The sequence below is a fragment of the uncultured Sutterella sp. genome, from assembly GCF_937923675.1.
Lineage (GTDB): Bacteria > Pseudomonadota > Gammaproteobacteria > Burkholderiales > Burkholderiaceae_F > Sutterella.
Genome location: NZ_CALDXB010000002.1, coordinates 1 through 22,403, shown reverse-complemented (window position 1 = coordinate 22,403; position 22,403 = coordinate 1). Strand labels below are relative to the sequence as shown.

Here is a 22,403-nt window from a genome sequence, read left to right as displayed (position 1 = left end):
TCAGTGCTCCTCATCCCGGGAAAGTTCGGCGAGCGCCTTGCGGTACTCAAGCGGGAAAACCTTGGTGAAGCGCCCGAGCGCCTCGCCCCAGTCGTCGAGAATTGCGCGCGCAGCAGGACTGCCCGTGAGCGCGAGATGCCTTTCAAGAAGTCCGCGGAGCACTTCTTCGTCCGAAAGACCGAGGTGCTTGGGCTCAATCGCCGGCTGCCCGGACTTCGGGAGCACCTTCGAGAGCGTGAACTTGCCGCTGCTCATGCGGCCGGCAAGCGAGTTCTCCGGGTCATAGACATAGGCCATGCCGCCCGACATGCCGGCGGCGAAGTTGCGCCCGGTGCGTCCGAGCACAACCACCGTGCCGCCCGTCATGTATTCGCAGCCGTGGTCGCCCACGCCCTCAACCACAGCGCTCGCGCCGGAGTTGCGCACGGCAAAGCGTTCGCCGGCGACGCCCGAAATGAAGACTTCGCCGGAAGTGGCGCCGTAGAGGCAGGCATTGCCGGCAATGACGTTCTCTTCGGGCTTTCCGTCAAAGGCGTCGCTCTTCCTAAGCGCAATGGAGCCGCCCGAGAGGCCTTTCCCGACATAGTCGTTGGCGCCGCCCGTGAGGCGCAGCGAAATGCCTTGTCCGAGGAATGCGCCGAAGCTCTGTCCGGCAATGCCGTGGAGCCTGAAGAGCGCAAAGTCTGCGGGAAGCGATTCCTTCCCGGCTTCAGCCGCGACGCCCGAAAGGAGCGTGCCGACGGCGCGGTCGGTATTCCCGACCGGGGAATCCACCTCGAAGGGCTTGCCCGTCTTCAGCGCGTCGCGAAGCTTCCCGACGTACTGCATGTCGAAAGCCTTCTCGAGCTCGTGATCCTGCGGTTCGCAGGAGAAGATCGGATCTCCCGACGGATTTTCCGAACGATGAAGAATGCGGTCGAGATTGAGGAGATTTCCCTTCGTGCCGGGCGCGTGGTCAACCTTCTTCAGAAGCTCGGTATGGCCGATCAGCTCATCGAAGTGCCTGACGCCGAGGCTTGCCATGATTTCGCGAACTTCGCGGGCGACGAAGCGGAAGTAGTTTTCCACGTGCTCCGGGAGACCCACGAACTGCCGGCGAAGTTCCGGATCCTGCGTGGCGATGCCCGCGGGACACGTGTTCTTCTGGCACTTGCGCATCATGAGGCAGCCCATCGCCACGAGGGGCGACGTGCCGAAGCCGAATTCGTCGGCGCCGAGAATGGCGCCGATCACCACGTCGCGGCCCGTCTTGATCTGACCGTCGACCTGAAGGCGGACGCGCGAGCGGAGCCCGTTCATGACGAGCGTCTGCTCGACGTCGGCGAGCCCGATTTCCCAGGCGCTCCCCGCGTGCTTGATGGAGGTGGCGGGCGCTGCGCCCGTGCCGCCGTCGTGGCCCGACACCACAATGTGATCGGCCTTGCACTTCGCCACGCCCGCGGCCACGGTGCCGATGCCGACCTGGGAGACGAGCTTCACGCTCACGCCCGCATTGACGTTCGCGTACTTGAGGTCGAGTATGAGCTGCGCCAGATCCTCGATCGAGTAGACGTCATGGTGGGGCGGAGGCGAAACGAGTCCGATGCCGGGGAGCGAATGGCGCAGCATGCCGATGTACTTCGAGACCTTGTGTCCCGGGAGCTGGCCGCCTTCGCCGGGCTTCGCGCCCTGCGCCATCTTGATCTGAATGAGGTCGGCATTGGCGAGGTAGTCCGTCGTGACGCCGAAGCGCCCGGAAGCCACCTGACGCACTCGGGAGCGGAGGCTGTCGCCCTTCTTCAGGGGATAATCGACGACGACGTCGTCGCCGAGAACCGCCTTAAGGGTCGTTGCCTTCCCGATCACGCCGTTTCTGCGGACGTCCTCGCCGCCTTCGCCCGAATTGCTCATGGCGCCGAGACGGTTCATGGCGACCGCCATCGTCACGTGCGCTTCCGTGGAGATGGCGCCCATCGACATCGCAGCCGTCGAGAAGCGGCGGATGATGAGCTCTTCCTTCTCCACGCTCTCGAGCGGCACGGACTTGCCCGGCACGAACTCGAAGAGCCCGCGGATCGTGAGGAGCTTCTTCGTCTGATTGTTGATCGTCTCTGCGTACTTCTCGTACTCTTCCCAGCTCTTCTGACGTACGGCGCGCTGCAGATGCACGATCGCTTCCGGGGTCCAGAGGTGGGATTCCCCGTCCTCGCGGAACATGTAGTTGCCGCCTGCGGGGAGCACCGGCGTCATCATGATCGGAGTCGAGAAGGCGCGGCGGTGAATTTCAACCGCTTCCCGGGCGACGTCGAAGAGGTCTAGCCCCTCGATCGGGCTCGGCGTATTCGTGAAGTACTTGTCGACGAAGGACTTTCTGAGACCCACGGCCTCAAAGATCTGCGCGCCCACATAGGACATGTAGGTCGAGATGCCCATGCGGGCCATGATCTTGTAGAGACCCTTGTCGATCGCGTGGATGTAGTTCTCTTCAAAGCGCTCCCGGTCCTCTTCCGTTCTGGCGAGGCTCTCCACGACGGAGAGCGCGAGATAGGGATGCACGGCTTCAGCGCCGTAGCCGCCCAGGGCCGCGAAGTCGTGAACCGAGCGCGCGGAGCCCGTTTCGACGACAAGCCCCGTGCTCGTGCGCAGGCCGTGCTCGACGAGGCACTGGTGAACGGCCGAAGTGGCGAGAAGCGCCGGGATGGCGACGCGGTCGCGGTTCACCTTGCGGTCCGTGAGGATCAGGATGTTGATGCCGCTCTTCACGGCATCAACAGCGGCGGCGCGGATGCTCGCCAAGCGCGCTTCAATGCCGTCGGGGCCCCAGGAGAGCGGATACGTGATGTCGAGTTCGCGGGAATGGAACTTGTCGTCCGTGAAGCGGCTGATCGAGCGGATGCGCTCCATCTGCGCTTCAGTGAGCACCGGCTGCTCGACCTCAAGGCGAACCGGGGGATTCGTTGCCATGATGTTGAGAAGGTCCGGACGCGGGCCGATGAAGCTCACGAGCGACGTCACCATTTCCTCGCGGATCGGATCGATCGGCGGGTTCGTCACCTGAGCGAAAAGCTGACGGAAATAGTCGTAGAGCATCTGCGGACGCTCTGAGAGGCAGGCGAGCGGCGCGTCGTTCCCCATCGACATCACCGGGTCCTGTCCCTCGCGGGCCATGGCCTTCAGAATCCGCTCAACGTCCTCGCGGCTGAAGCCGAAGACGCGCATGAGGGACTTCTGCGGGAGCGCAAGCTTCTCAGGCGCAGGCGTCTCGTGAATGTCGTCGATGCGGATCCGAATCTTGTCGATCCATTCCTGATAGGGATGCTGCGTGGCGAGCGAGGTCTTAAGCTCCTCGTTCCCGATGATTCTCCCCTGCTCCATGTCGATCAGGAGGATCTTTCCGGGCTCGAGCCTCCAGCGGCGGCGGATGCGGGATTCCTCGATCTGCACGGCGCCCGATTCGGAGGCCATGACGACAAGGTCGTCCTTGGTGGTGAGGTAGCGCGCGGGCCTGAGGCCATTGCGGTCGAGAATCGCGCCCACCTGGCGGCCGTTCGTGAAGGCGACCGCGGCCGGGCCGTCCCAGGGTTCCATGAGCGCGGCGTTGTATTCGTAGAGCGCGCGAAGCTTCGGATCCATCGAGGCATTCTTTTCCCAGGCCTCGGGGATCAGCATCATCGCCGCCTGAGCGAGCGGGTAGCCGCCCATGACGAGGAGTTCAAACGCATTGTCGAAGGATGCCGAGTCGGACTGGCCCTGGAAAATAAGAGGCCAGACCTTGTCGAGGTCGCTCCCGAGCACGGGCGAGGAAATATGCTTTTCGCGCGCCTGAATCCAGTTGAAGTTGCCCCGCAGCGTATTGATTTCGCCGTTGTGGGCGATCATGCGGAAGGGGTGCGCGAGCTGCCACTGCGGGAAGGTGTTGGTCGAGAAGCGCTGGTGGATCATCGCGAGCGCGGAGGTGCAGCGGGCGTCCTGCAGGTCGCGGTAGTAGACGCCGACCTGGGTGGCAAGAAGCTGCCCCTTGTAGACCACGGTTCTCGCCGAACACGAGCAGATGTAGAACTCGCCGCAGTGCCTCAGCTTCAGATTGGCGATGGCGATCGAGCTCCGCTTTCTGATGATGTAGAGCTTTCTTTCGAGCGCATCCGTCACGAGAACATCAGGGCTGTGCCCGATGAATATCTGCCGTATCACCGGCTCCTTCTCGCGCACGACGGGCGACATCGGCATGTCGCGGTCGACGGGCACGTCGCGCCAGCCGAGGATCACCTGGCCTTCGGCGCGCACCGCGCGCTCGATTTCTTCCTGACAGGCGTGGCGCGAGGCTTCCTCGCGCGGCAGAAACACCATCCCGACGCCGTATTCGCCGGCGGGCGGAAGCTTCACGCCCTGGTTCATCATGTCGTCGCGATAGAGCTGATCCGGAATCTGAATGAGGATGCCAGCACCGTCGCCCTGCAGGGGATCGGCGCCGACAGCTCCGCGGTGGCGCAGGTTCTTCAGAACCTCGAGCGCCTGGCTCACGATGCTGTGGCTCTTCTGGCCCTTGATGTGCGCGATAAAGCCGACGCCGCATGCGTCGTGCTCGTACTCGCTCCGATATAAGCCGCCGGTATTCTCCATTTTGTTCCTTACCCTGAAGCATCGTCGGAGAAGGCGGACGGACTGAAGTCTTCAAGCCTTTAGCCGCACCCTGGTCTCGTTCTCTGCCCCGTGCTGGTCTGCCGTCGACCCGGCTTTTCTTCCGTAAAGCCTTCCGAGGGGCTTGCGGAACCGGGTCTGCAGACGTTTTTCTTGACATGCGCCTGAAGCAAACCATCAGTGATTCGCTCTGAGCGCGGGGGTCGCCCGCTCCGCGCTGAGCGGAGACAGGCCTGAGGCATTAAGAATGCTTGATTGCGGATGCCGTCAATCCGGGTTCTCCCGAGGAGAAGGCGGTGCAAGCATTGATCGAAGTCATAAAAAAGAAAATTCGAACCTTGCCTTCTGGGAGAAATGCCTTAGAGAGGAGGCGATTCTCCTTATGACTTTTTGGGGAGAAAAGCATAAAAAATCCCCCGGCGCCGAAGGAAGGCTTTCCGGGGGACTTCCGGGACCGCACATGGCGGTTCCCAGAACGGCAGCTCAGGGAAACTGATCAGGCTGCGGCAGTCTTCTGCTTTCCGCGCAGGCTGTGGAGAACCACAACCGACACGATCAGAAGAAGAAGCGCCGTGCCGAGCGAGAGCCAGAGGTTCCCGTGCGAGAGGCCGGCGACGAGGTAGCCCACGGCCGAGCAGGCGGCAACGAGAAGCGCATAGGGCAGCTGCGTCGCCACGTGCTCGATGTGGTTGCATCCTGCGCCTGCCGACGAAAGAATCGTCGTATCGGAAATCGGAGAGCAGTGGTCGCCGAAGACCGAACCCGCGAGGGTGGCCGAAAGAACAACAATCGTGAGCGAGGGATCAATGCCCTGAACGACCGGCACGACGATCGGGATGAGGATGCCGAAGGTGCCCCAGGCCGTGCCCGTCGAGAAGGCGAGGAAGGCCGCGATCACGAAGACGACCGCCGGGAGGAAGAGCGAGAGGCCCGCGCCCGACTGCGTCACGATGGACTCGACGAACTGCGGCGTACTGATGAGGTCGCGGCAGACGCCCGAAAGCGTCCAGGCGAGAATCAGGATGATGTTGGCCGGGAGCATGAGCTTCATGCCCTCAAGCAGCCCCTGCATGAAGTCGCTGAAGGGGACGAGCCTCCTCGGCACGTAGAGGATGAAGGCGACGAGGACGGCGCCGAAGGCCGCCCAGACGAGGGCCGATGCAGCGGACGAATTCCCGATCGAGGACTGGAAGGTGTGGTACGCCGGATCGTCGCCCCAGTAGCCGCCCGAATACATGAGCGAAAGGACGGCGAGCACGATGAGGGCGCAGATCGGAATCAGCATGTCTGAAACCTTGCCCCTGGGATTGGGCTTCGGAGGCTCAGCGCCCCCTCCCTTCACGCCGCCGGTGTCGCCCGCGGCGGCGCGTTCTTCAGAACGGCGCATGGGGCCGAAATCGAGGCCCGTGGCGATGATGAAGAACACCATGAAGATCGAAAGGAGCGCGTAGAAGTTCCAGGGGATCGAGGCGATGAAGGCCACCATGTCGGACTCAAAGACGCCGTTGCCCTTCAGGGACGAGCCCACGGCAGCCGCCCAGGAGGATACGGGCGCGATGATGCAGACCGGAGCCGCCGTCGAGTCGATGATGTAGGCGAGCTTCGCGCGCGAGACGTTGTAGCGGTCGCAGAGCGGACGCATCACGGTGCCGACGGAGAGGCAGTTGAAGTAGTCGTCGATGAAGATCAGGATGCCGAGGCCCGAGGTCGAAAAGAGCGTCGCCCGGCGCGTCTTCACGCGCTCGACCGCCCAGTTGCCGTAGGCCTTGGTGCCGCCCGACATGGCAACCACATAAACCAGGGCGCCGAGAAGCGAGGTGAAGATCAGGATGTTGAAGTCGACCTTGTTGCCCATCAGCGTGAAGGTCGTCTGCAGCGTATCCATGATGACGTTCCCGTCGGTGCCGATCGTGTAGATCAGGGTGCCCGTCAGGATGCCGATCAGGAGAGATGAGAGCACTTCCTTCGTAAGAAGCGCAAGAACGATGGCAACAATCGGCGGAACGATGGACAGCCATCCAGCGGCGTAGGGTTCCATATTTTTTTGTTTTTGTCTGAGGATGCCTTCACGGGCGCGATTTGAAGAAACGCTGCGCCGGCACCCGGTTCATCGGGGAAGGCTCTGCCTCTTAAGGGGCAGAGCCGCAATCATCCCCGCATTATGCAACAAGTTGTTGCTCGGGAAATGTTTTGAGCAGAAGGCCGGCAGACTTCGCCGCTCCCGGCATAAATCCCGTCCTTCCTACTCCTGAAGTCCGATCCGGCTCGCCGGAGGCGGCGTCAGGGTTTTCTCGCATAGCACATTTTCAGCCCCAAAAACGGGACTTTTTTTGCGGATTTATCCCAGTTTTTAAGTCCGTGAATCGGACTTCTGAAAAGAGAAACTTTCGAAACCTGAACGAGCGGCAGAGCTGCCGCCCCCTATTCCTTCGGAGTTTCCAAATGACCTCACTCAGCTCCTACGCTCTTACGCTGCGAGGAAGAGACTATTCGCCCCTCATCGTGGGCGGCATGGGCACGAATATTTCCACGGCCGAGCTGGGTCTCGCCGTTGAAAAGCTCGGCGGCATTTCTCATCTTTCCGACGCCATGCTGATGGACGTCTCCGACCGCCTTTTCGGCACGCGCTTCACCGCCGCCAAGGCAAAGCTCTACGCGGGCCTGAGGGACGCCGCAGATAAATCGGCCGAGCTCTTTGATCTCAACGCCGTTCGCGAGGCGACCATCCGCTACATCTCGAACGTCATGCAGCGCACCACCGGCCGCGGGCTCATGCTCATCAACTGCATGGAAAAGCTCACGATGAATTCGGGGCTCGACACGCTCAAAACCCGCCTCAACGCGGCGCTCGACGCCGGGATCGACGGCATCACGCTCTCGGCGGGGCTCCACCTCTCGAGCTTCCGCCTGATGTCGGAAAACAAGCGCTTTCACGATGCGCTCCTCGGGATCATTGTTTCCTCGTCGCGCGCGCTCAACCTCTTTCTCAGAAAGAGCGCCGCAACGGGGCGTCTTCCCGACTACGTCGTGGTTGAAGGGCCTCTCGCCGGCGGCCACCTCGGCTTCGGCATGGAGGACTGGAAGAATCATTCGCTCGAAGCAATCGTGAAGGAAGTGAAGGCCTTTCTTGCGGAAAAGAACCTCTCCATTCCCGTGATCGCCGCGGGCGGAATCTTCACGGGCGGGGACGCCGCGCGCTTCATGGGCGAGGTCGGAGCGAACGGCATTCAGGCCGCCACCCGCTTTGCCGTCACTGAAGAGAGCGGCCTCACGTGCGCCGCCAAGCAGGCGTTCTTCAATTCGAAGCCCGAAGACATCGAAGTAAACGGCCTCTCCCCCACGGGCTATCCGATGCGCATGCTGAAGTGCTCTCCGGCGATCGAAAGCGACATCCGTCCCAACTGCGAAGCCTACGGATATCTTCTCAATCACGGCGAATGCGCTTATCTCAAGGAATGGAAGCTCCGTCATGAAGCGATGAGCGCTGGCGAACCCGTTCCCCCGAAGGAAAAGGGCTGCCTCTGCACGCATATGCGGAACTATAAAGTGTGGACGTGCGGCGCCATGGCTTCGCGCCTTCATGAAACCTCCATCCAGAAGGAGGACGGCGAGTGGATCCTTCCCACGGCCGCCGACGTCTACGAGGACTACATGGAGAGCACAGGCGACGAAATTCGTCTGCCGAAGGCCGCGCAGGAGTACCTCAGGGAGCATCAGGCGCTCCGGACGAACCTCAGTGCCGGATTTGTCCCTCAGGTTGCTCCGCAGATCTTTCAGCCTTTTGCAGGCACGAATCGGGAAGTTTCCGCCAAGGCCGGCTCATAACTTAGCGGCAGGCATGACCGATTGAACCGCCTCTTCAGAGGCTCGAGCCTTCTCCGGACGATATCCCCCGGAGAAGGCTTTCTTGTGCCGTGGGGAACCAGGCTCTTCTCATAAAATCCGCCTCATCGGCGGACTTCTCCGGCGAGAACGATGTTCTAACGGTTTTGCGCCCGGGATCGTTTTTGTTCCGACAGAAAGCGGATTGAGACGCCGCTCGGCTGCCAATGGGTTGCCAAGATCATCAAGATCTACCAGGCCGAAGGCTTTGACTGCGCCGCTGCCGGCAAGAAGTGCGGCATGAGTGAGCGAGCTGCAATGAAGCTCCTCAGAAGCTTCGGAACCGATCTCTCTGCTGTCCGCAGAAAGAAAAGGCCGCTGACGAAAAGTTCTCCGTCAATGGCCTTTTCCTTTTAAAGAGTTACCTCTTTCAGGCTACATCACAGCTTCGCCGCCTCTCTGCCGGCAACCATGCCGGTGACGCCGGCGTAGACGTAGGCTTCGCCCGAACGGTAGCCCGTGCCGAAATGCTCGCCGAAAGCGAGGGCCCCGGCTGCATAAAGTCCCTTTGCGATGGGACGGCCCAGGAGCGTGGTGACTTCGCTCTTTTCGTTGATCGTGATGCCGCCCACCGTTTCAATCATGACGGGCTTCACCTGCAGAGCGTAGAACGGAGCCTTGAGCTCCTTCCCGTAGACCACGCGGCCGAAACGATCATGGCGCTTTTCTGCAGGGAGCCGCGTGGTTGCATTGTGGTCCTCGATATCCGCCTTAAGCCCGTCGACCGGGCAGCCGATCAGTTTCGCAAGATCCTCAACCGTATCGCACTTGTGCGCAACGCCCTGCTCGATCATCTTGCCGACAACCGGATGCAGTTCCGGCGTCACGATTTCCCAGGTCGTCTTCTGCCTGAGCATGTCGATGTTGGTCTGGGTGTAGATCACGTATTCGTTCGTGAAGCGGCGGCCCTTTTCGTTCACGAAGATGGCGCCGTTCAGAATCGGAGCGGACGAATAGAAGATGTTCTTCGTGACTTCGAGCGTCGGGCAGACCATGGCGATGTTGAGATTCGCGGTTCCCGCGCCGAGATCGGTGGCGATGATGAGGCCGTCGCCCTTGTCCTCGAGGTCCATGATGCGGCCGGTCTTCGCCCATCCGTTGGTGAAGCGCTCCACGAGCTCCTGATTGCGTCCGTAGCCGCCGGTCGCGAGAATGACGGCGTTTGCCCTGACGCGCTGCTCCTTATTCCTCACGGCAATTACGGCGCCGACGACGCGTTCGCCCTTTGCATCAAGGAGCACCTTGACGATGCGGGTGCGCTTGCGCACGGTGACGCCCTTCGTCTTCTCCACGGCCTCACCGAGCTTCTGCATGAGGGCATTGCCGCCGCCAGCAGTCTTCACGATGCGGAGCGTCGCGCCGCCGTTGGCGCGGTCTTCTTCATCCGTGAAGGTGACGCCGATATCGGCGAGGTAGTCGACGAATTTTCCCGATTCGCTGGCGATGACTTCGGCCTTCTTCTCGAGACGGCAGCCGTTGCCGTATCTGAGGATGTCTTCCTTGTAGGCCTCAACCGTGTCCTTGATATTGCGGGCCTTGTGCCAGCGCGTTCCGCAGGCGCGGATCCAGCCCGACGAAATGGCGGAGCTGCCGCCCAGAGCGGGAATCGCCTGCACGAGCATCACGGACTTCCCGGCCCTGGCCGCCTCAACGGCGGCCATGCAGCCTGCAGCGCCGCCCCCGGCAATCAGAACATCGCACGATGCATCCCACTTTTCCGAAGCGGAAGCTTCCGCGGCAGGCAGGAACGCCGCAGCGGGTGCGGCGACGGCGGCAGTCATCAGGGAACGACGGGAAATGGTCGACATTGTTCTCTCTCCTTTTTTGAAAACAGTAAACCTATTAATTGTAGTTGAGCAATCCGCTCCTCTCCGTTCGGGAAAACCTGCGCCAGTCCGCTCCCCGCCTGGCTTCGCGCCAGATTTCAAAAGACGGCATCGGGGTTTCCCCGCCGATGAAGCTGCGATTGATCTGCAGATTTTCTGCCGTCCGGACATTTGCAGGAAGCGGGGAGCCATCGGCCCGACGGGACTAAAACGTCATTGCAGATGCGGCCCGTGACGCAGCGATTGAAAGACGCAGCCCCAGGGCGCCTTCATGCCCGCGCTCTGCGACGACAGCAGCCCTGGTTCTGCCCGTCGCGAATCCTGCTTTCACTCTTCAGCCATCCCAAAAGAAGCAGTTGAAGCCAGTGCCTAACTGCTCAAGTTCGTTAACGTATCCAGGATCCGGCTTCCGTGAGCGCACTTAAAAAAACAGCACCAACTCTCCTCAGAGAATCCGCCTCATCGCCGGACTTGTCCGGCAGAACGATTTCCTAACGGTTTTGCGCCCGGGACCGTTTTCGTTCCGATAGAAAACGGATTAGACTCCATCGCACTCAATCAAAAGACCATTTTCAATAGCCTTTAATTAATCCGAGGAGACTTTCAGATGTCTGACCAGGAACTTGCTGCCGGCGCTGCCGCCCCCGACTTCACTCTTGATAGCGATTCCGGCGAATCCGTCACGCTTTCTTCCCTGAGAGGCAGGGGCGTCATTCTCTACTTCTATCCCAAGGACAACACGGCGGGCTGCACGGCCGAAGCTCAGGGCTTTCGCGACCATCGCGACGACTTTGCCGCACTCGGCTACCAGATTCTCGGCGTTTCGCGCGACAGCGTGAAGAGCCACTGCAATTTCCGCGACAAGCAGTCGCTCAACTTCCCGCTTCTTTCCGACAAGGAAGAGACGGTCTGCAATCTTTACGGCGTGATGAAGGAAAAGATGATGTGCGGCAGAAAGTGCTTCGGCATCGAGCGCTCCACCTTCGTGATCGACCCCGAAGGGAAGATCCTTCATGCGCTTCGCGGCGTCAAGGCGAAGACCCACGTTGAGGAACTCCTCAAGCTCCTCAAAGCCTGAAGCCTTTCGCTAGTGAAATAGTCAAAAAGCCGGATGCGTCCTGCGAGGGATGCTCCGGCTTTTTTCTGTCCGTTCATTCGGGGACCGCGATCAAGGCACCCGCATGCCTCTGAACTCATGGCACTGGTCGCAGAGAAGCTGCGGCTTCTTATGGCCCTGGTGGCATTCAAGGCACTGCGCGCCTTCGATATGCGAATCATGAGGATTGATGTCGAGGTCGGCCGTCTTTTCGGCCACCTTGGCCATCGACCCGTGGCAGGCTTCGCACTTCGCCGACTTCACATCCGCTTTGGGCGGCGTCGTATCGTGGCAGCTCTGGCACTGAAGACCGCGCGCCACATGGCGGTCTGCAAGACCTTCTGCAGAGGCGCTTCCTTCAAAGAGGAAGGAGAGCGCCATCGCGCAGCCTAAGAACATATAGAGAGAACGCTTCATTTTTATTCGTCTTCTGATTGCACTGGCTGCGCGGTCGCTCACGGACCGCGGCAGCCGGGTTTGGGGTCAGGCGCTGTCAGCCTTGAGAGAGCTCATCAGTCCCAGGGCTTTTCGGCGGCAGCCGTGCGGCCGGCAATGCGGCCGAACACGCAGGCTTCCGCGTTGTTGCAGGCGCCCTGATAGATGTGGCCCCACATGGAACCGAGTTCGCCCGCGCTGTAGAGACGCGCGATGGGACGACGGAAGGGATCGAGCACCTGACCGAGCTGATTGCGGCGCGGACCGCCCTGGGTATTGAGAAGCGTCGGAACGAGCTTCGCGGCGTAGTAGGGACCGTTCGCATCGAGGGGCGCCGAAATGAGCGGCGCTTCGCGGCCTTCGAAGGAAGACTTGCCCTTCTTCTGAATCGGACGCCCGAAAGCCTTGTCTTCGCCGGCAGCGATGTCCTTGTTCCAGACTTCAAGCGTGGCGCGGAGGTTTTCCGCCGGAACGCCGATCTTCCTGGCGAGCGCTTCAATGGTGGGCGCGGAAACGATCACGCCCTTTTCGATTTCGGCCGAGTTGTCGCGGCTCCAGTGGTAGCCCTCGCGGTTGATGGCCCAGCCCGAGGTGGCGCCGCCGACGATCGGTCCGCGCTGGCGGGCCTTTTCGTCGAAGATCACGTAGCACGGGATGCGCGGATAACGGTGCTTGATCGGGTCGAGGACATTGACGGTGTAGACGCCCGTGTGGTTGTCCGCCTTTTCATTGCCGAAGCGCTTCCCGTCCTGGTCGACGTAGAACCAGCTCGCCGCGAGCATGTTGATCTGGAATGCGGTCTTGAGGCCCGGCACGACGAGGCCGAGCGGGCAGGAAAGCGCATTCATGTGCCAGAGATCGGCGCCGGCCGCCTGAGCCATGCGCACGCCGTCGCCGGTGTTGCCGGGGGCGCCCAGCTGATGGAAGTCCTTGCCCATCGTGTAGTTGGAGAGCATCGTCTGGTCGAACTCATAGCCGCCGGTAGCGAGAATGACGGCGCGGCGGGCCTTGACGGCCTCCCTGCGGCCCTCGATCTCAATCCAGACGCCCTTCACTTCATCGTTCTCGCGAATGAGTTCAAGGCCGCGGGCGTTGTAGACCACCGGGATCTTGCGGGCCGTTTCAACGGCGTAGCGGTAGTTGTTGAAGAGCATGTCGCCGCCGCGGGTCTTCTGTCCCTTCGGGGTACGGAAGCGCCACTTTTCAATGGCATCCTGCTCGGGGATGTTCTGGAAGCCCGCATAGCCGTAGACATAAACCTTCTGATCGGGGGCGAGCGAAAGGAGGAATTCCTTCGTCTTCATGGATTCCTTCACGAAGGCGCGCAGCTGCTCCTCATCGATTTCGCTGTTGGCGAAGCTGTAGGTCTTCGCGAGGTACTGGAAGGCGCGCTCTTCGTTGTTCGGGATCATCACGCCGCCCGAGCTCACCGCGGTGTTGCCGCCGCCCTCGGCGAGCTTTTCGAAAATGACGACGGAAGCGCCGGCATCATGCGCGGAAATTGCAGCAGCCGCACCGGCGCCGCCGTAGCCGAGAACGACGACGTCGGTCTCGCGGTCCCATTTGGGTTCACTGAAGCTCTTTGCACTCGCCGCAGCGGGAACGAGCGGAGCCGCAGCAGCCAGAACCGCACCGCGAAGGAATGAGCGCTTTGACATTGAGGTCATTTTCTTCTCCATTTTTCGTTGAGATTTCGAAGGAAAGCGCCTGCGGCTTTCCTCATGGAGATGAATTTAGAAAATGACCCTACGTACGTACTCCCCGGGCTCGTCAAACGAGAGCCGCTTTCTGAGGTCCTCAGTCGGGGATCTTCGCCATCTCAAGAAGCGTTGAGAGTTCTGAAACGTTCTTGATGCCGAGCTTTTTGAAGACCGTCTGCCGGTGCGTTTCCACCGTCCGCATGGAAATGCCGAGCCGCTCCGCAATCTGACGATTGAGAAGTCCCGAGGCAAGAAAGCCCGCTATCTGCCGCTCGCGATCCGTCAATTTTCTCACCGCCTCAATCGCGTCGAAGGGATCCGCCTCAAGGTCGGCGAACCCGGCGCGCGAGCGCGCCACGGCGTCGCGCACGGCAGCAATGAGTCTCGAGGCGTCCTCCGTCTTTTCAAGAAACTCCACGGCTCCGAGCTTGATCGTCGTCACGGCCGCGTCGATGCTTCCCTTTCCGGTGAGGAAAATAATCGGGAGACCATAACCGCGCTCGCGCATCGTGCGCTGAAGCTCGAGCCCGTTCATGCCGGGCATGTTGATGTCGAGAATCAGGCAGCCGGGGCGGGACGGCAGATCCTCGCGCAGAAAAGCTTCTGCCGACGGATAAGCGGCAACACACCAGCCTTCGCCTTCGAGCACGAAGGAAAGGCCCGTGCGGACGGCATCGTCGTCGTCAACAATCCGAATGAGCGGCTGCATCTCCTCTTTCCTCATGAATAAGCGGAAGAATAATTTCGGCCGAGAGCCCTCCGCTTTCCGGGCGGGAAAGCACGAGTTTTCCTCCCATATCCTCTGCTAGCGACCGGACGATGGCGAGTCCGAGCCCGAGCCCCGAAGCCTTCGTGCTGACATTCGCGTCATTGAGGCGCTTCCAGGCCGCTTCGCCGATCTGCGGCCCATTGTCGCACACCGCAATCACGGCCTCCCCGGGCTTTTGCGCCGCCTCGATCCGGATTTCCGGTTCTCTCGCGGAGGGTGCGGCCTTGAGGGCCTCCGCGGCGTTCTTCCCAAGGTTGAGCACCATCAGTTCAATTTCAAGCGGATTGGCTTCAACCATAAGCCTCCCCTCCGGCACCTTCGACTCGAACAGGACGACGGCCGGGCGGGACGTTTTGGAGAGCTCCCCGGCGGCCTTCCTCGCCGCATCAGCGAGATCGAGCGGCGCCCGTCCGCGGAGCCCCTTTGCGTATCCGCGCACCTGGTCGACGATCGATGCGGCGCGCTTCGTCTGCTCCTCGATCCGTTCAATGAAATCAATGGTGCCTTCGCGGGTATCCGTCTTATTTTCAAAGCGCCTCAGGAGGCCGTACGCATAAAGCGAAATGCTCGCGAGGGGCTGCCGGAGCTCGTGCGCGATCATCGAGGACATCTGCCCGACGATGCCGATGCGCTGAAGCCTTCCGAGCCTGAGCTCGGCTTCATGCGTTTCCCGCTCGAGCTCCCGTTCGCGCGTGAGCGACGCCTCGAGCTCTCTCGTGCGGCGGCGCACCAGATAGGAGACCGTCGCCGAATGAAGAAGGAGCGCAAGGAGGAACGTTATCCCGACGCCGAAGGGAAGCGAATGCTCCCTGACGAAGCGCATGAAGCTGAAGTTCCTCAGATACGCGTAGGGCCCGACCCGGAGGTCGAAAAGCAGCTTGTCGACGGTTCTGAAGTCCGTGGCGACGCTCCACTGCAGTCCGTTTCCAATAGGCTTCATCGCGAGAAGCGCCGCCGCCACTTCCGCGCTCACCTTCGGAGGCGTCCCGGGCAGCGTCGAAACCGTCCAGTTGGGATAAAGGTCCGTCGACGTCATGCAGTCGATCCTGCCGTCGGGCGCTCTCGGGTCGAGGACGCGGAATTTTGCAAGGTCAGCGCCGATGTCTTCGAGAAAGCATGCCCGGACGACGCCGGCATCCGTGCTTCCTTCCTCAACGCTTTTGACGACGCGCGCCATCTCGTGGCCCTGCCAGTCAATGCGGGAAAAGAAATGGTCGGCTTCGGGGAGGTGACGGGCAAGAAGCTCCCCTGCCGCGGTCTGCCAGCCGGAAAAGGCGTATTGGTGGGTCGCCGCGACGCTTTTTCCCTCAAGCTCCCGGATCGTATGAATGTCCGTGCGGTCCGCCCGGACAAAAAATACCGACCCGTCCGCATGATTGGGGTCCGGCGCTCTCGTCGAGACCGCCGTTGCGAGATCACGGACGCCCGCGCCTTCAATGGCAAGCCGCCGGTAGGTGCCGGCGGAAGAAATGATGATGTCGACCTCGCCCTTCTTTGCCGCCTCCTGGAGCGCCGCAACCGAAAGCTCCCTGACCTCGATCCGATCGCCGCCCAGCGTCTCCTCGAGCGTCTTCACGGTTGCCGGCAGGATGGGAAGATTCACCGAATAATCCGCAAATTCGCTGATCCCGATGCGGATCACCTGCGGACTTCCCGGCATTTTCTCTGCGCCGTGAACCGGCAGGAGAATGGAAAAGAGAAGTCCGCCCGTCATGAGAGCGGCAAAAAGAGGATGTCTGCGGAACGACATGTTTTCGGACCTGAAGAGCGGAGTGCACGGAAAAGTTTTAGCACACCCGCACTCCCGCATGAGCATCACGCCTGACGCCGCGCCGACTGTCCGTGATGGCGGTCATACATCGTCATACATTTTTTCGGAGCGCATTCACCCCGGGCATCCCGGCAGACGCTTTGAGGCCGCCGCACTAGGCAGAATGTCCATCGGCACTTTCTCCCAAGGACCACTTGACGGGCGCAAAAGCTCTTCATTGAGATGCGTTTTGAGGCGGCAATAACCGCTTTTCGGGAGGCTCCAGCTGTTAACCTGAAATGAGGCAAAGGATCTTCCATCCTTTGAAATTCCAGGATGCCCCGAACCATGCAGCCCGCCTATCCACGTCCGCCAGCGCCACTGCGCCTCGCTTCTGCCGAATCGGTTTTCCAGAACGCCCGGGAATATTTCGACAAGGGAGAGCTCCCGCTTTTCGGCTCCGTCTTTGCCGACGAGCAGAAGGCCGGTCACGGACAGTACAACCGCGCCTGGGAAAGCCGCCGCGGGAACGTTCATGCGGCGATCCGCCTCCCGCTTGCCGGCGTCTGGCAGACGGAGGCAAGCGCCGCCGCACTCGCCGCACTCATTGCCGACGAGCTTGAAGCCCTCGGCTACGCCGTCCTCATCAAGTGGCCCAACGACATCGTAGCGCTCACGCATAAAGGCGCCGCCAAGGCGGGCGGAATTCTGCTGAAGGAGATCGGCGGGCTGCTCACTGCCGGGATCGGCCTCAACCTCTCCTGGGCGCCGGGCGCCGACCTCCTGCGCGAAGGTGCGGCGCTCCCCGCAGGGAAGCTCGCGGATGCCGTGCCGCTTCACCATAACGCTCCGGGGTCCTCACACGCACGCCTCAATGACCCCTATCTCCTCTGGTGCCGCATCGCCGCGCGCATCGCGCGGGAAGATCCGCTCGAGCTTCTCGAGCGCTGGCGCGCCCTTGCCGAAGACTATCTCCTCTGGAAGGGCGAGAACATTTCCGTTCTTGACCCCGAGGGTCCGGGGAGCGGCCGGATCGAAGGGCGCCTCTTCGGGCTTTCCTCGGAGGGCGAGCTCGTCATCCAGTCGCACGCCCGCATGATCTCCTGCCTGCGCGGGAGCCTCATGCGGAACTGACCGCTCCGGAGGCATTTCAAAGCTCCATCTCTTTCTTCTCTCTTCCCGCCCCGGTCCCTGAGGTCGGACAAAAAGCTTTCAGAACATCGAGAAAAGCACGCTGACCGCAGGGGAATCCGAGCATCGGAAGCTCTTCGGAGCGGGAAAACAATAAAAAAATCCAGCCAATCACCACACGCTTACAGGAAGGAAAATCCAGCATGCAGCAACGCTCTTTTGAGGAGGTCCGCGAAAGCCTGCGCGGCAAGGTCATCCTTGTTGCAAACCGCGGCATTCCGGCAAGACGAATAGCCCGCTCCATACGCGAAAGATTCAATGCCGTCGCGGCCGTCACCGCGACCGACATCGACAAGGCGGAGCCGGCAGCCGCCTCCGCACAGGAACTCATTCTTCTCGGCGCAGACCCCCGCGCCTATCTCGATCTCCCGAAAATCATCCGGCTCGCCCGCGAACGCGGCGCCGTCGCCATTCACCCGGGCTGGGGCTTTGCGAGCGAGGACAATACCTTCCCCGAACTCTGCCGGGAAGCGGGCATCACCTTCATCGGCTCCTCGGCCGAAGCCATGCATCTCCTCGGCAACAAGGTCGAGGCGCGGCGCGTGGCGCGCCGTCTCGGGATTCCGGTCGTGCCGGGATCCGACGAATCGGTCGACATTCCTGAAGCGCGCCGCCTCGCGCGCGAGATCGGCCTTCCGATCATGCTCAAAGCCGAGGGCGGCGGCGGCGGACGCGGGATCTTCCTCGTCACGTCAGAGGACGAGCTCGAGGACGCCTTTGAAAAAGCCTCCGCCATGGCGCAGGCCTCTTTCGGGAACCCGAGGCTCTTTGTTGAAAAGTACCTCGCTCACGTCCACCACATTGAGATTCAGGTCATTGCCGACCATTGGGGCAACGTCTTCGCCTTCGACGAGCGCGACTGCACGGTGCAGCGCAACAACCAGAAGCTCCTCGAGGTGACGCCCTCGCCCTGGGCGGGCATGACGCCCGAGCTGCGCGAGAGGCTCAAGAACTACGCGAAGCGCCTGGTGCTTGACGTCGGCTACCACTCGGTCGCCACCGTCGAATTCCTCGTGACCGAGGAGGGCACCCCCTACATGATCGAGGTGAACACGCGTCTGCAGGTCGAGCACGGCATTACGGAAAGCCGCTACGGCATCGACCTCGTCGAGGAGCAGATCGCCATCGCCTTCGGCTCGACCCTCCGCTTTACGGAAGAGTCGGTCAAACCCGCCTTCCATGCACTTCAGGTCCGCGTCAACCTTGAGGATCCGCAGGACGGCTTCACGCCGAATTCAGGCCTCATCACCCGCTACGTGTCTCCGGGCGGCCCGGGCGTGCGCCTCGACTCCAACCTCTCGGCGGGCTACGAATTCCCGCCCAACTACGACTCCGCGGGCGCGCTCCTCATCACCTATGCGCGCGACTGGCAGAAAACCCTCGGCATCATGGACCGCGCGCTCTCGGAATACATGATCGGCGGGCCGAAGACCACGATTCCCTTCCTTCGCGGCGTGATCAGCCATCCGCTCTTCCGCGCGGGGAAGGTGACGACCACGTTCGTGAAGGAGCACCCGGAGCTTCTCCGGTACACGGATCTCGGTCCCGAGAGCGAGCGCCTGGCGAAGCTCGTTGCCGAAATCTCCGCCCGGGGCTTCAACCCCTACGTGTCGCTCGGCACCTACCGCTCGCGCACGACGCCGAAGCTCGGAAGCTTCACGCCCGTGCTGCCGCAGCTTTCCGAAGCCGCCCGCAGCGCGCCTTCGCCCTATCCGCAGAGCGACCGCGAGTCGATTCTCTCCTTCATCCGCGACACGGGACGCGTGCACTTCACCGACACGACGACCCGCGACATGACGCAGTCGAACCACGGGAACCGTATGCGCCTCGCGGAAGACCGCCTGATCGGACCCTACCTCGACAACGCCGGCCTCTTCTCGATTGAAAACGGCGGCGGCGCGCACTTCCATGTGGCGATGCTCGCCAACATGACCTATCCCTTTGAAGAGGCGCGCGAATGGAACGCCTTTGCGCCGAAGACACTGAAGCAGCTGCTCGTGCGCTCCACGAACGTCCTCGGCTACTCGCCGCAGCCGAGAAACCTCATGCGGCTCACGGGCGAAATGATCTGCGAGCACTACGACGTCGTGCGGTGCTTCGACTTCCTCAATGAAGCCGAAAACATGCAGCCGATCGCAGAGGTCGTGCTCTCGCGCCGCGACAAGCTCTTCGAGCCGGCAATAGCGCTCTCTCGCGCGCCCTGGTTCGACGTCAACTACTGCCTCAGGTCGGCCGAAGCCATTCTGCGCATGGTTGCGAAGACCATGGGCGTGACTGAAAAGGAAGCCGCGAGGAACTTCGTTCTCGGCCTCAAGGACATGGCTGGCGTCTGCTCGCCCGCCTTCATGACGGCCCTCGTGACGGCGCTTAAGAAGCGCTGGCCCGAACTGGTGCTTCACTATCACCGTCACGCGACGGACGGACTCTTCCTTCCGGCCTGCGCGGCTGCCGCTCAGGCGGGCTGCGAAATTCTCGACGCCGGTCTCGGCGCATCGGTGAGAAGCTACGGTCAGGGGGATCTCCTGTCCCTTGCCGCCTATCTCGAGGACGAGCTCGGGATGAAGACCCTCATCAACCGGGAAGCGATCTCGAAAGCCAATTTCGCCGCGAAGCAGGTAATGCCCTACTTCGACCGCTACTGCTCGCCCTACTTCCAGGGCGTCGACTACGAGGTGACGCGCTACCAGATGCCGGGCGGCGCCACGTCGTCCTCTCAGGAAGGCGCCGTGAAGCAGGGCTACATTCAGCTTCTGCCCTTCATGCTCGAATTCCTCGAATGCACCCGCAGGATCGTGCGCTATCACGACGTGACGCCGGGCTCGCAGATCACCTGGAATACGGCATTCCTCGCGGTCACGGGGGCTTACAAGCGGGGCGGCATGCCCGCCGTCGAAAGGCTCCTTGCGGCGATCCGCATGGCGGGCACGAAGAAGACCGATCTCACTACCGAAGAAAAGGCCGCGCGCCTCACGATCTACGTCGACTGCAATGAGGCGTTCCGGAATCTCCTCCTCGGCAAGTTCGGCCGCCTTCCGCTCGGCTTCCCCGACGACTGGGTCTATGAATCCGCCTTCGGTCCGAGGTGGCGCGAGGCTCTTGCCGCGAGAAGCGAAGCGTCGCCCCTCGCGAGCCTCGCTCCCGCCGATATTGAAGGCGAAAAGCGTTCGCTCGAGAAGCTTTTGAAGCGCGCTCCCACCGCCGAAGAGCTCGTGATGTACCTCAACCATCCGGCCGACGCATTGAAGACGATTGAATTCCGAAAGAAATTCGGCGATCCGAACTGCCTCCCGCTCGATGTTTGGTTTGAGGGCCTCAAGTCCGGACAGACGCTCAACTTCTCGAGCTCTGACGGGAAGCCCCATCAGCTTCATCTCCTCTCCATCGACCCGGTGAACGAAGAAGGTGTGTCAACCGTACGCTACGTGCTCGACAGCGAAATCCTCACGACCGACGTGAAGCTCGAAACGGGGTCCGCCAGGAAAGCGGGCGTCACGCTTGCCGATCCGAGCGTGCCGGGCGAAGTGGCAAGCCCCAGAAAGGCCGATCTCTGGATCGTGCATGTAGCCCCGGGCGACATCGTCAAGAAGGGCCAGGAGCTCTTCAATGTCTCCATCATGAAGCAGGAAAAGGCTGTCTGCGCTCCCATGGACGGCATTGTGAAGCGCGTTCTCAAGACCGCAGACTTTGCCCAGACCCGCCGCATGGTGCCCGTTGAGGAGGGCGAACTCATCGTTGAACTCGGACCCGTGCCGAAACGCTGCCCCTGCTGCGGAGCTCCAGCCGCTTCGAGAAAAGCGCTCTTCTGCGCCATCTGCGGCGCAAAGCTCCCTGAGGATGAGGAGAAGGCTTAACCCATAAGCCCGAATCATGGGGAAGAAAGGCCGCGCCGGAGAGAATCCGCGCGGCCTTTCGGCATTCTTGAGCGTAAGGAAATGCCTCCGGCAAAGAGGCCTTGAGGGCATTAGAACAGCACTTGCGGAGGCGACAAAACCTCCAGAACCTCAACAATCGTGCGTTCCGTTACCGTACGAATATTTTTGCGCTGCACGGTGCGCACAATCGCACGTACAGCAGTGCCGTTCTCAAATTTGATTTCTCTCGACTTTACTTTTCCTAAGAAATCTTCATCCTCAACGCTTGCAGAGAATTCGACGCCGTCATCTCCTTCGCTGAATCGCCATCCCTTTTGGGATCCGTCCAGCATCGGTCCGACAATCTCAAGGATGACCTCGCTTTCATTGTCCGTTAGAACCATTCCTTCTTCATAACGGAAGAATTCCCGATCCTGCTTGTTGATCACTTCGGGCGTTTGGTCGTCATCTCCGGTGCTGATGCTGATTGAGTCAGCGCCGGCTTGATCAAGAGTCTGCGTCAGGCGAGAAATTTGAGATCGGGTTCGGTCCTGATTGTAGATATTGATCACGGCGGCGTTGAAATAATTGACCTGACCAATTTGATTGACAACCTTTACCTCTCCGTGTTCATCAGGTTCGGTGCTTGCTTCAATCTTTTTGCCAAAGCAAAATTTTCCAAGCTTGAGGACGCCCTTGATCATCGGGACAACGCCATATGCAACCGTCACTGCACTCCCTGCAACCGCAATCGCAGTAACAGGGTCTTTTGAACATGTCGCCACCAGATCTACGATGAAGGACCCCTGACGAAACCCAGCTTTAACCTTGATCTCGGCGTTGGAGTCTTTTCCATACACTGCATCGGCTGTTCGCTTTGCAAGTCCGTCCAGCGCGAGAAGGGACTGTGCCAGAGCAGCTGCAGGGATATCGTTGTTATCGAAAGCCTGGCCCGAGAATTGAATCGAGAAAGTTTCATTCATGATTTTTACGTTCTCCATAGAAACCTCCTGATCCAAGAAACCCATCATGGAGAAACTTAAGAATAGGCACTAGAGCTGTAGCTGATAAAAATTACTTCGAAAAACCAATTTCTTCAGCCATTCTAGCCATTGTCAAGAGAAAGATGACGCAAAAACTTGAATAGCGTAACTCCCTGCCTTGCAGAAATATAAAGGCAAGAAAAAAGCTCCTGACCGCTAGAATCAGGAGCTCTTTCGAATTCTGTGGATGGGGTGGGAGATGGGACTCGAACCCACGACAACCGGAATCACAATCCGGGACTC

13 protein-coding genes are annotated in these 22,403 nt (G+C 60.9%); 4 read left to right on the top strand and 9 right to left on the bottom strand.

Going from position 1 to position 22,403, the window contains the following annotated elements; translation table 11 throughout:
- Together gltB and Q0106_RS00130 are read right to left on the bottom strand one after the other, a co-directional pair.
- Window positions 1-4,599, bottom strand: a complete 4,599-nt coding sequence (gene gltB / locus Q0106_RS00135; RefSeq protein WP_297607390.1) for a glutamate synthase large subunit — start codon at window positions 4,597-4,599, stop codon at window positions 1-3.
- Window positions 4,600-5,113: 514 nt separating this feature from the next.
- On the bottom strand, window positions 5,114-6,655 hold the full coding sequence (locus Q0106_RS00130) for a Na+/H+ antiporter NhaC family protein (RefSeq protein WP_297607388.1): 1,542 nt from the start codon (window positions 6,653-6,655) through the stop codon (window positions 5,114-5,116).
- Between the two features lie 404 nt (window positions 6,656-7,059).
- On the opposite strand from Q0106_RS00130, the gene Q0106_RS00125 reads away from it, so the two are divergent.
- Window positions 7,060-8,442 carry a nitronate monooxygenase gene (locus Q0106_RS00125; protein WP_297607386.1) on the top strand — a complete coding sequence of 461 codons (1,383 nt, stop codon included), beginning with the start codon at window positions 7,060-7,062 and terminating at the stop codon, window positions 8,440-8,442.
- A 437-nt stretch (window positions 8,443-8,879) separates the two neighbouring features.
- On the opposite strand, the gene Q0106_RS00120 is transcribed toward Q0106_RS00125, so the two are convergent.
- The gene (locus tag Q0106_RS00120) at window positions 8,880-10,307 is read right to left on the bottom strand and encodes an FAD-dependent oxidoreductase (protein WP_297607385.1); all 1,428 of its coding nucleotides are present in this window, start codon (window positions 10,305-10,307) and stop codon (window positions 8,880-8,882) included.
- 625 nt (window positions 10,308-10,932) lie between these two features.
- Between Q0106_RS00120 and bcp the strand changes: the two genes are divergently transcribed.
- Entirely contained in the window at window positions 10,933-11,403 is a 471-nt protein-coding gene (gene bcp, locus Q0106_RS00115; protein WP_297607384.1) for a thioredoxin-dependent thiol peroxidase, read from the top strand.
- A gap of 90 nt (window positions 11,404-11,493) precedes the next feature.
- Here the strand turns inward: bcp and Q0106_RS00110 are convergent, their stop codons facing one another.
- The 4 genes from Q0106_RS00110 to Q0106_RS00095 form a co-directional block, all read right to left on the bottom strand.
- Window positions 11,494-11,838, bottom strand: a complete 345-nt coding sequence (locus tag Q0106_RS00110) for a cytochrome c3 family protein (RefSeq protein ID WP_297607383.1) — start codon at window positions 11,836-11,838, stop codon at window positions 11,494-11,496.
- A 95-nt stretch (window positions 11,839-11,933) separates the two neighbouring features.
- Entirely contained in the window at window positions 11,934-13,523 is a 1,590-nt protein-coding gene (locus tag Q0106_RS00105; RefSeq protein WP_297607382.1) for an FAD-dependent oxidoreductase, read from the bottom strand.
- A gap of 130 nt (window positions 13,524-13,653) precedes the next feature.
- The gene (locus Q0106_RS00100; RefSeq protein ID WP_297607381.1) at window positions 13,654-14,265 is read right to left on the bottom strand and encodes a response regulator; all 612 of its coding nucleotides are present in this window, start codon (window positions 14,263-14,265) and stop codon (window positions 13,654-13,656) included.
- Complete coding sequence (locus tag Q0106_RS00095) at window positions 14,240-16,075, bottom strand: PhnD/SsuA/transferrin family substrate-binding protein (protein ID WP_297607380.1); 1,836 nt, start codon at window positions 16,073-16,075, stop codon at window positions 14,240-14,242. The genes Q0106_RS00100 and Q0106_RS00095 overlap by 26 nt, the downstream gene beginning before the upstream one ends.
- Window positions 16,076-16,423: 348 nt before the next feature.
- Here Q0106_RS00095 and Q0106_RS00090 point away from each other — a divergent pair, with 348 nt between their 5' ends.
- Entirely contained in the window at window positions 16,424-17,209 is a 786-nt protein-coding gene (locus Q0106_RS00090) for a hypothetical protein (protein WP_297607379.1), read from the top strand.
- 16 nt (window positions 17,210-17,225) lie between these two features.
- Here the strand turns inward: Q0106_RS00090 and Q0106_RS00085 are convergent, their stop codons facing one another.
- Entirely contained in the window at window positions 17,226-17,411 is a 186-nt protein-coding gene (locus Q0106_RS00085) for a hypothetical protein (protein WP_297607378.1), read from the bottom strand.
- Here Q0106_RS00085 and Q0106_RS00080 point away from each other — a divergent pair.
- A complete protein-coding gene (locus Q0106_RS00080) occupies window positions 17,410-21,117 on the top strand; it encodes a pyruvate carboxylase (RefSeq protein ID WP_297607377.1) in 3,708 nt (1,235 codons plus the stop codon). The two genes, Q0106_RS00085 and Q0106_RS00080, sit on opposite strands and share 2 nt — an antisense overlap.
- A 110-nt stretch (window positions 21,118-21,227) precedes the next feature.
- On the opposite strand, the gene Q0106_RS00075 is transcribed toward Q0106_RS00080, so the two are convergent.
- Window positions 21,228-22,118 carry a hypothetical protein gene (locus Q0106_RS00075; protein WP_297607376.1) on the bottom strand — a complete coding sequence of 297 codons (891 nt, stop codon included), beginning with the start codon at window positions 22,116-22,118 and terminating at the stop codon, window positions 21,228-21,230.
- Window positions 22,119-22,403 lie beyond the last annotated feature (285 nt).